This window comes from Desulfolutivibrio sp. (genome assembly GCF_036584575.1).
Taxonomy (GTDB): Bacteria; Desulfobacterota; Desulfovibrionia; order Desulfovibrionales; family Desulfovibrionaceae; genus Desulfolutivibrio.
The window spans coordinates 1-13,613 of the sequence record NZ_JAZHDB010000002.1; the positions used below are offsets into that span (position 1 = coordinate 1).

General features: G+C 64.8%; 10 protein-coding genes and 1 pseudogene. 8 read left to right on the forward strand and 3 right to left on the reverse strand.

Annotated elements, in window-relative coordinates:
• Positions 1-163: 163 nt before the first annotated feature.
• Positions 164-334: pseudogene (locus V3572_RS00140) on the reverse strand (transposase); the annotation flags it as partial.
• A gap of 163 nt (positions 335-497) precedes the next feature.
• Here V3572_RS00140 and V3572_RS00145 point away from each other — a divergent pair.
• Complete coding sequence (locus V3572_RS00145; RefSeq protein WP_332108935.1) at positions 498-1,232, forward strand: hypothetical protein; 735 nt, start codon at positions 498-500, stop codon at positions 1,230-1,232.
• Between the two features lie 13 nt (positions 1,233-1,245).
• On the opposite strand, the gene V3572_RS00150 is transcribed toward V3572_RS00145, so the two are convergent.
• Positions 1,246-2,649, reverse strand: coding sequence for a sigma-54-dependent transcriptional regulator (locus V3572_RS00150; RefSeq protein WP_332108936.1), 1,404 nt, complete (start codon positions 2,647-2,649; stop codon positions 1,246-1,248).
• On the reverse strand, positions 2,634-4,625 hold the full coding sequence (locus V3572_RS00155) for a hybrid sensor histidine kinase/response regulator (protein ID WP_332108937.1): 1,992 nt from the start codon (positions 4,623-4,625) through the stop codon (positions 2,634-2,636). The genes V3572_RS00150 and V3572_RS00155 overlap by 16 nt, the downstream gene beginning before the upstream one ends.
• Positions 4,626-5,021: 396 nt before the next feature.
• Between V3572_RS00155 and V3572_RS00160 the strand changes: the two genes are divergently transcribed.
• From V3572_RS00160 to V3572_RS00190, 7 genes are all read left to right on the forward strand, one after another.
• On the forward strand, positions 5,022-6,404 hold the full coding sequence (locus V3572_RS00160) for a glutamine synthetase family protein (protein WP_332108938.1): 1,383 nt from the start codon (positions 5,022-5,024) through the stop codon (positions 6,402-6,404).
• A gap of 176 nt (positions 6,405-6,580) precedes the next feature.
• Complete coding sequence (locus V3572_RS00165) at positions 6,581-7,681, forward strand: C45 family peptidase (protein ID WP_332108939.1); 1,101 nt, start codon at positions 6,581-6,583, stop codon at positions 7,679-7,681.
• Positions 7,682-7,794: 113 nt separating this feature from the next.
• Positions 7,795-9,369: an extracellular solute-binding protein gene (locus tag V3572_RS00170; RefSeq protein WP_332108940.1), complete on the forward strand. Its 1,575-nt coding sequence runs from the start codon at positions 7,795-7,797 to the stop codon at positions 9,367-9,369.
• A gap of 137 nt (positions 9,370-9,506) precedes the next feature.
• Positions 9,507-10,475 (forward strand): carbohydrate ABC transporter permease, encoded by a 969-nt coding sequence (locus V3572_RS00175; protein WP_332108941.1) that lies wholly within the window; start codon positions 9,507-9,509, stop codon positions 10,473-10,475.
• Complete coding sequence (locus V3572_RS00180) at positions 10,475-11,335, forward strand: carbohydrate ABC transporter permease (RefSeq protein ID WP_332108942.1); 861 nt, start codon at positions 10,475-10,477, stop codon at positions 11,333-11,335. The genes V3572_RS00175 and V3572_RS00180 overlap by 1 nt, the downstream gene beginning before the upstream one ends.
• Positions 11,332-12,438: an ABC transporter ATP-binding protein gene (locus tag V3572_RS00185; RefSeq protein WP_332108943.1), complete on the forward strand. Its 1,107-nt coding sequence runs from the start codon at positions 11,332-11,334 to the stop codon at positions 12,436-12,438. Before V3572_RS00180 ends, V3572_RS00185 begins: the two co-directional genes overlap by 4 nt.
• Complete coding sequence (locus V3572_RS00190) at positions 12,435-13,553, forward strand: ABC transporter ATP-binding protein (protein WP_332108944.1); 1,119 nt, start codon at positions 12,435-12,437, stop codon at positions 13,551-13,553. The genes V3572_RS00185 and V3572_RS00190 overlap by 4 nt, the downstream gene beginning before the upstream one ends.
• Positions 13,554-13,613: the final 60 nt, after the last annotated feature.

The following is a 13,613-nucleotide window of genomic DNA, read 5'->3' on the forward strand; positions in this document are numbered from 1 at the left end:
TCCTTCAGATTTGCCTTTCGAGAACTCACTCAACAAGATTTCAGCGCGTGATTTAGAATGAATGTTGTCGCTGTTACTCGGTATTCAGAGGTTGACGCCAAAATACGAGAGAGCCGACGGCCGCCGCAACCAAGAGCCATCCAAATCTCGGCAGCGGCATCTTTTTTACGGCTGCCGTCTTCCCGGAAAAGGTTCCCACCAGACCTTCCTTGGCCTGACGCTTCCAACTCGCGATCACCGTTTGGTGCACGTTGTACTTGCTGGCCAACTCACTTACGGTCAACTCGCCGAACAGGGCTTCACGCGCCACCTTGGCATGAAACTCAGCCGAAAACTACCGTCGCTAGGACATCGGAATCCATCCTCCTCGCGCAAGAAATATAGTTTAACCAATTATCCATTTTCCCGCAACCACCTCATACTCGATGGGGTAAGGTCAATGGGGCCACAATCCCTGCCGACGCTGTAACAGAACGCGCCGAGGCGGCGCGGCCTCCGTGGGCCGGTCGGAACTGGTCACCGTGGCCGTGAACCTGGGCGTGCTGTCCATCTTCGCCGTGTGGGGCTGCGCCACGGCCGACTGGGCCGGGCTTTCCGCCTCGGAATGGGCGCCGCCCACGGGCATCGTCTTCGGCGGGGGGATGCTCTTTATCGCCTACGAGGGCTTCGGGCTGGTGGCCAACGCCGCCGGGGACTACGCCCTGTCCCAGGCGGCCAAGACCTTCATGGGCGGGGCCGGATTCACCTTCATCGCCGTGGGCGCGCTGTTCGCCACGGCCGCCGCCCTCAACGCCACGCTTTTTGGAGCGGCCAACGTCTGCTACATGATCGCCCGGGACGGCCAGCTCCCGGAGGTTTTCGACCGCATGGCCTGGAAGCGGGCCCCGGAAGGCCTTTTTCTGACAGCCGCATTGGTGCTCGTGTTCGTCCTTTTCTTCGACCTCTCAAGCGTGGCCATGATGGGCAGCGGGGCGTTTCTCTTCATCTACGCCGCCGTGGCCGCCGCACACCTCCGCCTGCGGGCCGCAACCGGCGGCCGACCGGCGCTCATCTGGCTGTCCATCGCCCTGTGCCTGGGCCTTTTGGCCGTGCTCGGGGGCAACATGTTCGTCCACTCCCAGGCGGCCTTTTGGACCATGCTCGGGCTCTTGCCCGTGTGCTTCGGCCTGGAATGGGCCTACCGCCGGATGACCGGGCGAACCCTCAAGACCGGCGCCTCACCGGCCGCCTAAAAGTCGTCGCGGGTCAGGTCTTCTTACGCCGGGTGGGGATGTTCGCCAGGCCGAGGTGGCGGTAGATGCTCGGCACGCTCAGACCGGACATCAGGCTGGCCGTGGACACGTCGTGGCTGCACAGGGCCATGAGCTCCTGAAAATATTCCTTGTCCCGCCGGGCCTTGTATTCGTCGTAGGGAACCACGTCCCCGGCCCTCCCGGGAGGGGCGAAGGACGCCCCGGCCGGGGCCGCGCCGTCGCCCGGGTCGGCGTCCAGGGCGGAGAACCGGAGATGGCCCGGCAGGTGCTTGGGATAGACCACGGCGTCGCGCCCGGCGGCGATGACCGCCGCCTCCATGACGTTCCCCAGTTCCCGGACGTTTCCCGGCCACGGATATCCGGTGAGAAGCCGCATGAGCTGGGCCGAGACCCGCTTGGCGGGAAGGCCGTACCGGTCGCAGGACACGCCGATGAAGTGGGCGGCCAGAAGCGGGATGTCCTCCCCGCGCTCCCGCAAGGGCGGCAGGCCGATCTCCAGGGTGCGCAGCCGAAACAACAGGTCGCTGCGAAACTCCCCGGTCCCGGCCAGGGCCTCCAGGTCGCGGTTGGTGGCGGCCACCAGTCGAAAGTCGCTGGAAAGCTCCCTGGCCCCGCCCACCGGACGATAGCGGCGCTCCTGGAGCACCCGCAAAAAGGATTTCTGCTGGACCGGGGGCAACTCCCCGACCTCGTCCAAAAAAAGCGTCCCCCCGTCGGCCTCGCCCACCAACCCCTTGCGATCCGCATGGGCCCCGGTGAAGGCGCCCCTGACATGGCCGTACAGGGCGCTCTCCACCAGGGTCTCCGTAAGATTGCCGCAGTCCACGACCACGAACGGCCCCGCCCCCCGGCGGCTCTGGGCGTGTATGGCCCGGGCCGCGAGTTCCTTGCCCACCCCGGTCTCCCCAAGCAGAAGCACCCCGGCCTCGCTGTCGGCGGCCTGGGCGATCCGCGTCCGGACCCGTTGCATGGGCGGCGAGACGCCGAGGATGCCGTCGTCGCAGGGCTCATGGGTTGCGGGACCGCGCCGGTGGTCCCGGCGGTAGGCCAGCACGTCGGCCAGGGAGGCCCGGACGCTTTGCGGCGAGGCCGGTTTCCGGATGTAGTCCCAGGCCCCGTTGGCCAGGCTTTGCCTGGCCCCATAATTGTTCCCCAGGCCGGTGATGACGATGATCTCGGGATGGGCGGGGGAGGCCGCCAGGCCGTCGATGGCCTTTTGGCCGTCGCCGTCGGGCAGGTGCAGGTCCAGGTAGACGACATCGACGCCGGTGGCGGCCAGGTCCATGCCCGCGCGCAGATCCCCGGCCAGGAGGATCTCGTGCCCCATGTCCGCAAAACAGCGGGAGAGGCTGTTGCGGATGAGCTCGTCGTCGTCGATGATCAGGATGCGGGCCATGGCGTTTCCGGTTTTTCGCGGCCTGGGCCACGGGGCTTTTCGTCCGGCCGGGGATCGCCCGCCGCGCCGGGGACAGGCCCGGCGGGGGCGGCGGGGCACAGGCCGCGAATGCGCCCCACCAGGGCCCCGGGGGTCATGGGCTTCATGAGAAACCCGGCGATGCCCGCCGCCTCGGCCTTGGCCTCCAGGTCCGGCGCCACATGCCCGGTGCAGATGACCACCTTGGCGGCGGGGTCGTGGTCCAAGATCCTTCCGGCCATGTCCATGCCGCTTATCCCGGGCATGGAGAGGTCGGCGACGACCAGGTCGTAGCGCCCCCGGGCCCGGAAATATTCCTTGAGCCCTTCCTCGCCGCTGTCGGCGGTGAACACGGTGAATCCCGCCTCGCGCAACACCCGGGACATGGCCGACAGGGCCCCGGCGTCGTCGTCCACCAGAAGCAGCCGTCCGGTGGCCCCCTTCACGGGGCGCGGCTCGGCCACGATCTGCTCCCCGGCCGGGGCGCATAGGGGCAGATAGACCGTAAACGTCGCGCCCTGGCCGGGAACGCTTTGCACCGAGACGCCGCCCCCGCAGCTTGTGGCGATGGCGTGGACCACGGCCAGCCCCATCCCGGTCCCTCCGGAGTTCATCTTGGTGGTGAAAAACGGCTCGAAGATGCGCTCGATCTTGTCCGGCTCGATGCCCCGGCCGTTGTCCGTGACCCGCAGGACCGCATAGTCCCCGGGGGCCAACCCGGGATGGGGGGCCTTTTTCCTGGAGGCCACGGTCAGGTTGTCCAGGGCCACGGCGAGCAGGCCGCCGCCGGGCATGGCCTGCACGGCGTTGCGGCACAGGTTCAACAAAAGCTGCTGCACCTGGGCCGGATGGGCCATGACGCAGTCCTTGGCGGCCCGGTAAGCGGCCTTGAGGGTGACGCTTGCGGGCAGGGAGGCCTGGAGCAGATCCAGGCTTTCCCTGGCCAGGGGGGTCAGCCGCAGGGGGGAATGGCTGACGTTTTGCTGGCGGCTGTATTCCAAGACCTGTTCCACAAGGTCGGCGGCCCGGTAGGCCGCGCGCAGGGCATCGGCCAGGGGTTCGGCCAGGATCCGGTCGGCGGTCTTGTTTAAGGCATAGTCGATGTTGAAGATGATGGGGACCAGGTTGTTGTTCAGGTCGTGGGCGATGCCCCCGGCCAGCACCCCGATGGCCCGCATCTTGTGGGCCTGGTAGAGCTCGCGCTCCACGCGCTTGAGCTCGGTGATGTCGATGCCCAGCTCCATGACCAGGGGCTCGCCCTGCTCGTCCTCGAAGGGATAGTCGTAGATGTGGAAGGTGCGGCCGTCGCCGTCGGTGAACTGCCAGTTCTCGGGCTCGCCGGTCTCGAAGACCCGGAAGGTGGGACAGTGGGGGCAGGGCGCGTCCCGCCCGCTGAAGACCTCGTAGCAATAGCGGCCGTCGGTCTCGCCGTAAAAATTGCGCGTTTTCCGGTTGGCGTAGGCCACGGTGTAGTCGCGGCGCTGCATGTAGACGAACACCGGCAGCTCGTCGATGACGTTCAAAAAGAGTCGGCGGCCGCGTTTTTTGAGATGCTCCTCGCGGCGGCGCACCAGCCGCTCGGCTTTGAGCGCCTGCTTGAGGCGTTCGTCCACGGGCTCTTCGAGCACCTCCGCCACGGCCTGGCCGCCGTCCCCCGCAGTCCCGGGAAACAGGGTGATCTGGCAGACGAACCGCCGGGGTTCGTCTCCTGAGGCGTCCTCCCAGGAGAAACGCCGGGGCTCGTCCTGGGCGAACACGGCGGCCAGGCCGCCCGCGAACCCCTGCCGCACCTCGGGGGCCAGGGGCAGCTCGTCCAGCAGGCGCCCGGACGCCCCCTCCCCCGTTGCGCACACAACCTCCCGGAAGGCGCGATTGGCGAAGGTCACGCGGCCGTCGGCGGAGAACACCGCCAGGGCGGTGAGGCTTCGCGCGGCGAAGTGATGGAAGTGTACGGTCATGTCCGCCTCTCCCTTTCCAGAAGGGCGAAATTCCCTTTTTTGTTATTTTTCCTTTTGGAGACAGCCTAATCCAATGCCCAGGCAAATGCAAATCCGGCCGCATAACTATATCCTACTGAAAATATGCATATAATCAAAAACAAGAAAAGAAGCATTTTTCTCACATGAAAGAAAATAATTCTTAGAAATGAGAAGACATGGCCATGCGTCGTTTCCAGGGAAGCTGAACGGCACCGCAATATTGATATAACATACGTTATTCATTACATAAAATTACGCATAGCGGCGTTGGCACGGGGATTGATATACATATCCTGAAATTTACAATCATGGAAAAACGGCGGCGTCGACCGGACACGGCGAAGCCGGGAAAGAAACCCAAAAGGAAGACCACCCATGACCATGCAGCAGCCCTCGTCGATGTCCATAGACACCATCAAAAAGACGATCCGGGACCACGATATCCATTTCATCCGCTTCGAGCAGTCCGATCTGCACGGCGTCTCCAGAAGCAAGACCGTCCCTGTCGGATCGTTTATGGACTACATCGAAAACGGACTCAACTTCTATGGCGGTCTCCTTGGCCTGGACATCCAGTCCATGGTCCCCAAGGGCACCGGATATGCCGAAGAAGTGGCCTTTGCCGACCACTGCACGGTGCCCGACCTGTCCACCTTCACGGTCCTGCCCTGGGTTCCCAACACCGCCAACATCACCGTGGACCCCTATTGGTACGACGGAACACCGGCCATGGCCTCCCCGCGGCTGCTCCTTAAAAAGCTCATTAACACCTTCGACAGCCTGGGCTACATCTGCCGCCTGGGCTACGAATTCGAATTCTACGTCCTGAACAAGGACACCAAAAAGCCCGTCTACGGCGGACAACCCATTTTCGTGACGCTTAAAAACAACTTCGACATCGATTTCATCTACGACCTCATGCGCAAGATGGACCAGGCCGGGGTGCGCATCATCACCCAGAACTCCGAGCACGGCCCCGGGCAGCAGGAGCTCAACCTCTATTACAAGGACGGCCTGGGCGCTGCGGACACGGCCTTCCTGTTCAAGATGGGAACCAAGGAAATCGCCCTGCAGCACGGCTACATCGCTACCTGGCTGACCAAGCCTTTCATCGGCTCCAGCGGTTCCGGCTCCCATTTCCACGTCAGCCTCATCGACAAAAAAACCGGCAAAAACGCCTTCGACGATCCAAGCGGCGAATACGGCCTCACGGATCTGGCCCGGAAGTTCCTGGCCGGAATGCTCAAGCACGCCCGGGCCAACACCGTGTTCACCGCCCCGACCATCAATTGCTACAAACGCTACCGGGTCAACTCCTTTGCCCCCCACAGCGCCACCTGGGGCATGGAGAACCGCACCGTGGGCATCCGGGTCAAGGGCTGCCGGGGCCAGAGCACCCATTTCGAAAACCGCCTGGCCTGCGCCGGGACCAACCCCTACCTCCTGGCTCTGACCACCCTGGCCGCCGGACTGGAGGGCATCCAGTCCTCCCCGGAACTCCCGGCCCCCATCACCGATATCGCCTACGAACGCGACGACGTGCCCCGGCTCCCGGGCAGCCTGGACGAGGCCATCGAGGCCTTTGAAAACGATACGGACCTGCACGCCGTGCTCGACCCGGAGTTCATCAAACTGGTCCTGGCCCTCAAAAAGTTCGAGGTGGAGACGGCCAAGGCCCGCTTCCCGGACTACGGCACGCCGGAATTCAACAACCGCATCGATCCCTGGGAATGGGACTACTACATGGAGCTGATCTAGCGTCGGGCCGCTGGCCGCAGGCGTCGAGGCGTTTCACTGCTACGTACGTGTAAAGCCTGTCCGGATTGCGGCGTCTCGCCACGGGCGCCTTGGGCGCCCCAGGCAATCCCAGGGCGTCCCCCCCCGGCGCAAGAGCCGGACGCCCCCCGGAACAAGACCGCAATGGAGGAACCCCCATGTCCCGAATCATCCCGGTCATCGAACTCGCCGGAACCCCCTTCGAGATGGGCCTGGTCTACGGCCGGACCATGAAGGAGGCCATCACGGACTTCGTGGCCAGCATCGCGGCCGTGCATCAGGCCAACAACGCCTACCTCAGGGCCGGGCACGAGACGCTGACGGCCTTTTGCCTGCGCAACATCGGATTTCTGGAGAAATTCTCCCCGGGACTGGTGGACGAGATGCGCGGCGTCGCCGAGGGGGCCGGGACGACCTTCGAAGAGATCCTGCATCTCAACTGCTTCCTGGAGTTGGAGGACGTGCGGGCCCCGGGGCTCGGGGGCAGGCTGCTGCCCGATTCCCTGTGGGGCTGCACGACCGTCAACGTCATGGCCGGGGCCTCGGCGGACGGCCGGGCCTACCTCGGCCAGACCTACGACATGGAGAAGTATTACGAGAAATACCTGTGCCTGTTGCGCCTTCGCCCCGAAAACGGCCCCCAGGCCCTGATCGTGTCCTTCGCCGGAATCCTGGGCCTGTGCGGCGTAAGCAGCGCCGGGGTGGGGCTGGTCATCAACAAGGTGGCGGCCACGGACGCCCGGCCCGGGGTCATCTATCCCTTTATCGTGCGCAAGGCCCTTTGCGCCGAGCGCATCGGCGACGCCCTGGGCGCGGCGATCTTCTCCCCCCGGGCCACGGGCATCAACTACCAGATGGCCGGGTCCGGGGCGGCCTTTTGCGCCGAAACCTCGGCCACGACCTACGACCTCCTGGATATCGACGGCTCGAGAGCCCACACCAACCACTACCTTTCAGATCGCATGCGGGCCTTCGAGACGCCGAACTGGCTCAGCCACGGCGGCTCCATGGTGCGCCGCCAGGTGGCCCAGGGGTTCCTGGACACACGCCGTGGCCGCCTGACCCCGGAGGCCCTCAAGGAACTGTCCGCGAACCACGTCAACCATCCGCGCTGCATCTGCGCCCACGGATTCCCCGGCGAGGACGAGCGTACGGCCTTCCACACCGTCTTCGCCGTGGTCATGGACCCGGAAGCAGGATGGATCGAGGTCTGCCCCGGCAACCCCTGCGAAAACGCGTACCAACGCTACAGCCTGTAACCGCCAGGGACACGGCGCAGGAGACGTCTATTTCAACGAGGCCCACGGCGCGCCCGCCCCCCCAGGGGGCGCCCAAAAAGGATTCGAATTCAAACCACTTCGCGAGGTGCAGCATGGACGAGACGAAACGCAAAATCGGCAAGGCATGCAAGAAGTTCGACGCAGGCAAAATGACCCGGCGCAGCTTTCTGACCAAGCTTATGGCCCTGGGGGTCACGGCGGCGGTGGCCAACGCCGTGAGCCTGTCGCCCTTTGGCGCGGCCACGGCCTGGGCCTCCATCTCCGGCCCCGAGGAGCGGGCCTGGGCCCTGGCCAAGGAGGCCGCCGCCAAGGCCGACAAGAAGACCCTGACGCTTTTGATCCCCACCGGGTCCATCGGCAACATGACCCCGTACGTGGACAAGTGGAAAAATGAGTTGGGCATCCAGTTGGAGTTCATCGAAGAGCCCGACGAGGTGGTGCACACCAAGGGCATGCAGGAGGCCGTGGCCAAGACCGGCCGTTACGACGTGATGATGCCCACGGCCATGTCCTATCCGGACTGGATCGACTCCGGGGTCATCTACGACCTCACGGACTGGACCGACAAATACCAGCCGGACCTTTTCAACAAGCAGTGGGGCGTGGTCTTCCCGGCCAGCCACCATGCCCAGCTCTACAACGGCCGCGTGGCCGGACTTCTCAACGACGGCGACCAGATCACGCTCCTTTGCCGCTCGGACTACCTGGACGACCCGGAAAAGAAAAAGGCCTTCGCCGACAAGTACGGCTATGAGCTTTCCGTGCCCCACACCTGGAAGGAATACTACAACCTGGCCCAGTTCATGCACGATCCGGCCAAGGGCTTCTACGGCTCCCTGGAATACCGCTCTCCCTACTACGTCAAGTGGATGTTCATGCAGCGCCTGGTGTCCAAGGGCAAGCTGTATTTCGACGCGGACATGAATCCCACCTTCAACTCCGAGGAAGGCGTGGCCGCCCTGGAAGACATGCTGGCCATGAACGCCTACCTGCATCCCGACGCCTTCAGCTTCACCTGGTCCTCGAACTACAACGCCTTCGGACGCGGCGAAGGGTTCATGAACATCGTGTGGCCTTCGGGATTCAAGTATTCCATGGCCCCCTCCACCGGCCCGGCCACTACCGGCAAGATCGCGGCCACGGTCATGCCCGCCGACTTCTTGAAAGACGGCAGCAAGCTCTACGCCGGGCTTTTCTGCTGGGGCTACGGCTACGCCGTGTCCAAGTATTCCGCCAACCCCGAACTGGCCTACGCCTATTCCCAGTGGATGACCTCCCCGACCATCTCGGCCGACGCCATTCCTTACCTGGGCGGCTATTCCGATCCCTACCGGGTCAACCACATGCTCGAGCCCACCGAGCGGTTGGTGCAAACCTACACCAAGCCGTACTTAAAGACCCTCTACGACAACATGGTCAACACCGTGCCGGACTTCTGCCTGCCCGGCGGCTTCGAATACCAGGACGCCCTGGACAAGCAGGTCCACGCCTGCATGACCGGCGAGAAAAAGCCCAAGGAGGCCCTGGAGGCCGCCGCCCACTCCTTTGAGCGGATCACCAAGCGCATCGGCAAGGACAAGGTGCGCAAGTCCTGGCTGACCCTGGCCAAGAACCTGGCCGAGCCCATCAAGAAGGCCAGCGGCGCGGACAAGTGGCCGGATGCCTAGCGGGAGGAACGCCCCTACCTGACGCATCCGTTGCTGATTGTTGCATACTTGTGTTGTCTTTGAGACGGGCGCATCCGAGCGCCGAAACCGCCCCCCCGGCTCCAAAGGGGCCTGGGGGGCGCAAAAAGGCAAACGTTTTGAACCCACCCGTCGCGACATCCTCCGACGCCCCGGACCTTTCCCCTGCTGCGCCGCACGGCGGGGGAAAGCCTCCCCGGGCGAAGGGCGGCTCCATCGGCCTGGCCCTGACCCTGCCGGGGCAGATCGTTTCCGTCCTGGTCCTGGTCATCCCGCTTCTGGTGGCCCTGTACATGAGCTTCACCGACTGGTCGCCTACCCGGGGCTCCCTGTTCGACGCCGAGTTCGTGGGGTTTGAGAACTACAGCGAACTGCTCATCTGGGACACCCGGTTCCTGTATGCGGTCCTACGCACCCTGTGCATCTCCGCCGTCTGTCTGGCCCTGGAATTCACCTTCGGGCTCTCCCTGGCGGTCCTGTTCATGCGCTCGTTTCGGGGCAAGTCCCTGCTTTTCTCCGCCTTTTTGACGCCCATGATGATCCTGCCGGTGGTGGTCGGCTACATCTTCTGGATGCTCTTCCAGTCCAGCGGCCCCGTGAACCAGATCCTCGAATTCGTCCTTGGCCCCGACATGGCCATGGAGTGGTTCCGCAGCGCCCCCCTGGCCGTCTTGGCGGTCATCATCACCGAGGTCTGGCACTGGACGCCGCTTTTTTTTCTGATCCTTTTGTCGGGCCTCAACTCCGTGCCGGAAAACCCGGTGCGCGCGGCGGTCATCCTGGGGGCCAACCCCCGCCAGGTCTTCTGGCGGGTGATCATGCCCACGCTGAAACCGGTGATCATCGTGGCCTTCGTCATCCGGGCCATGGAGATCATCAAGCTTTTCGACGAGGTGTTCATGCTGACCCGGGGCGGACCCGGATCGGCCACGGAGACCATCAGCCTCTATATTTACAAGCTGGCCTTCAACGATTTCCAACTGGCCTACGGCGCGGCCGCCGCCTTCCTGGTGCTCCTCGGGGCGCTGGGGCTCATCCACCTGCTGCTGATGCCGGTGCGCAACCAGCTTTTGGAGGTGAAGCGCTGATGCTCTCGAAAAATCTCACCCTGCTCCAGGCGGCGCTTCTGGCCGCCGCCCTGGCCTTGGTGCTCTTCCCGGTGTTCTGGATCCTCATGACGGCCATCAAGCCCCCCACGGACTGGAACGCCTCGCCCGCCATCTGGATTCCGTCGGAACCGACGCTTATCAACTTCAAGACCCTCTTCGATCCCGACGCCCTCAAGGAATACGGCGTGGGCGGGGTCAGCCAGTCGGCCACCAAGGCCGTCTTCGGTTCGCTTCTGGCCTCGATCACGTCCACGGCCCTGTCGGTGCTCATCGGGCTGTTCGCGGCCATCGGCATCTCCCGCTACGGCGCCGAGAACAAATCCACGCCGCTGGTCATCCTCTCCGGACGGATGTTCCCCCCGGCGGCCATCGCCGTGCCCTTCGTGATCATCTTCTCCAACATCGGCTTGACCGACAGCTACGTGGGGCTCATCGCCATCTACGTGGCGGCCACCCTGCCCTTCTCCACCTGGATGCTCAAAAGCTTCGTGGACGACCTGCCCCGGGAGATCGAGGAGGCGGCCATGATCGACGGCAAATCGCGCATGAAGGCCCACCTCACGGTGACCATCCCGCTCATCCGGGGCGGGCTTTTCGCCACCACCATGTTCATCTTCATCCTCAACTGGTCGGAATTCATGTTCGCCCTGGTGCTCTCCTACAGCAACGTGAGCACCATCCCCGTGCAACTGGCCAAGTACGTCACGGCCACGGCTGGAACCCTCTACGGCGTCCAGGCCGCCCTGGCCGTCCTGGCCATGGTTCCCCTGGTCATCGTCGGCTACCTCATCCAGGGCCATCTGGCCCGGGGCATGACCTTCGGAGCCATCAAACAATGAGCATCCCCAAACTCGAACTCGTGTCCCTGGTCAAAGAATACAACGACGGGGCCGTGGTGGCCGTGGACGGCATCGACTTAAGCGTGGCCCCCGGGGAGACCATCGCCCTGCTCGGACCCTCGGGCTGCGGCAAGTCCACCACCCTGAACATGGTCGTCGGCCTGGAAGAACCCACCTCGGGCGACATCCACATCGACGGGCTGTCCATCGTGAACATCCCCCCGGGCAAACGCAACGTGGGCCTGGTGTTCCAGGATTATGCGGTCTTTCCCTCCATGACCGTGCGTCAGAACCTGGCCTTCGGCCTGGTGGTGCGCAAGGCGGCCAAGGACGACATCGACCGGGCCGTGGACGAGGTCGCGGAGCTTTTGGGCATGGGCGGCCGCCTCAATGTCCGGGCCCGGGATCTCGGCGGTTCCGAGATGCAGCGGGTGGCCATCGGCCGCACCCTGGTGACCAAACCGGCCGTGCTGCTTTTGGACGAGCCCCTGTCCAACCTGGAGGCCGCCGCCCGGTTGACCATGCGCCGGGAGCTGCGACGTCTGCAAAGCGAAATCGGCCTGACCATCATCTACGTCACCCACGACCAGATCGAGGCCCTGTCCCTGGCCGACCGCATCGCCGTGATGCATGCCGGGAAGATCCTTCAGGTGGAGAAAACCAGCGTCATCTGCGAACGCCCGGACCATGTCTATGTGGCCGGATTTTTGGGCTCGCCGCCCATGAACCTGCTGGCCGGGGAGATCACGCCCGGCGCGGCGGGACCGACGTTCACCCATGGCCCCCTGACCCTGGCCCTGCCCGTGGACTGCTCCCTGAAAAAAGGCTCGTACACCCTGGGGCTGCGGCCCGAGTCCCTGCGGCTGGCCCCGGAGTCCGAAGCCCCCCTGGCCGGGAAGGTCTCCCTGGTGGAGTTCCGGGGCGGCGACGTGGTGGTCACCGTAGATGTCGCCTCGGTCAAACTGGATGTCATCCTCCCCGCCTCCGAGCGTCCCGTGATGGGACAGTCCGTGGGGATGGATTTCGACCCAGGTTCCCTGGTCTTTTTCGGCGGCGACAGCAGCCGCAGACTGGACGTAAGCCCCATGGGGAGGCCCCTGTGAACGACACCGCGCCTGGCGGCCAGACGGCCCCGGTCCTGGCCCTGGAAAACCTGACGAAAAGCTTCCGGGGCAAGCCCGCCCTGGACGGCGTGTCCTTCACGGTCCCCAAAGCCTCGCTGACGGTCATCCTGGGCCATGCCGGGGCGGGCAAGACCACCACCCTGCGCCTCATCGCCGGGCTGGATCAGCCCGACGCCGGGCGGGTGCTCCTGGCGGGCCGGGACGTGGCCGGGTGGGAGCCCAAGGACCGCGACATAGCCATGATCTTCGACAATCTGGCCCTGTATCCCAACAAGACCGGCTTCGAGAACATCGCAAGCCCCCTTTTGATCCGAAAGACGCCCCGGCCGGAGATCGCGGAGAAGGTCCAGGCCATGGCCAAGGTGCTCAAAATTGGCCACACCCTGGGACGGCTCCCGGCGACCATGAGCGGCGGCGAACGGCAGCGCATCGCCCTGGGCCGGGCGCTCATCCGGACGCCGAGCCTGTTTCTTTTGGACGAACCCCTCTCCAGCCTGGACGCCAAGCTGCGCATCGAACTGCGCGCCGAACTGCGACGCCTGCAAAGCGAACACGGCTATTCCTTCCTTATGGCCACGCCGGACTTCAACGAGGCCCTGGCCATCGCCGACACGGTGGTCATGCTGCGCCAGGGACGGGTGGTCCAGATCGCCACGCCCCAGGCGCTCTACGACCAGCCCGTGGACCGGGAGACGGCCCGGGCCGTGGGCGCGCCGCTGATCAACATCCTCCCGGCCCGCCTCGATCCGGACGGGGAGGCCATCCGCGTCTCGGGGTGGCGGCTGCCCGTCCCGGGGCATCTGCGTCCGGTCCTGGCCGCCGCCCCGGACGGATTCGAGCTGGGCGTCCGGCCCGAGAACCTGGGGCTGGCCGACCTCTCCGGAGCGGATTTGACCGGAGTGGTGTCCGATATCGAGCCCCTGGGGCTCAAGTCCGTGTTGACGGTGAAGAAGGACGAGGCCGAGGTGCGCGTCCTGGTGGAGAGCGCTGCGGCCAAGACCGTGGCCGTGGGCCGGGAGATCGGCCTGCGCATCAAGCTCCCCTCCATGCTGCACGCCTTCGATGCGGCCACCGGCCAACGCCTGACGGCCTGACGGCCGGGCCTCCCGAAACCATGGAACGCTTGCCAGGGCCGAGGCGGCCTTGAGGACGGC

Excerpts from the sequence above, each read along its gene's own strand:
- V3572_RS00165 (WP_332108939.1), top strand. The coding sequence starts at position 6,581 with ATGTCCCGAATCATCCCGGTCATCGAACTCGCCGGAACCCCCTTCGAG.
- V3572_RS00160 (WP_332108938.1), top strand. The coding sequence starts at position 5,022 with ATGACCATGCAGCAGCCCTCGTCGATGTCCATAGACACCATCAAAAAG.
- V3572_RS00170 (WP_332108940.1), top strand. The coding sequence starts at position 7,795 with ATGGACGAGACGAAACGCAAAATCGGCAAGGCATGCAAGAAGTTCGAC.
- V3572_RS00150 (WP_332108936.1), bottom strand. The coding sequence starts at position 2,649 with ATGGCCCGCATCCTGATCATCGACGACGACGAGCTCATCCGCAACAGC.
- V3572_RS00185 (WP_332108943.1), top strand. The coding sequence starts at position 11,332 with ATGAGCATCCCCAAACTCGAACTCGTGTCCCTGGTCAAAGAATACAAC.
- V3572_RS00155 (WP_332108937.1), bottom strand. The coding sequence starts at position 4,625 with ATGACCGTACACTTCCATCACTTCGCCGCGCGAAGCCTCACCGCCCTG.
- V3572_RS00180 (WP_332108942.1), top strand. The coding sequence starts at position 10,475 with ATGCTCTCGAAAAATCTCACCCTGCTCCAGGCGGCGCTTCTGGCCGCC.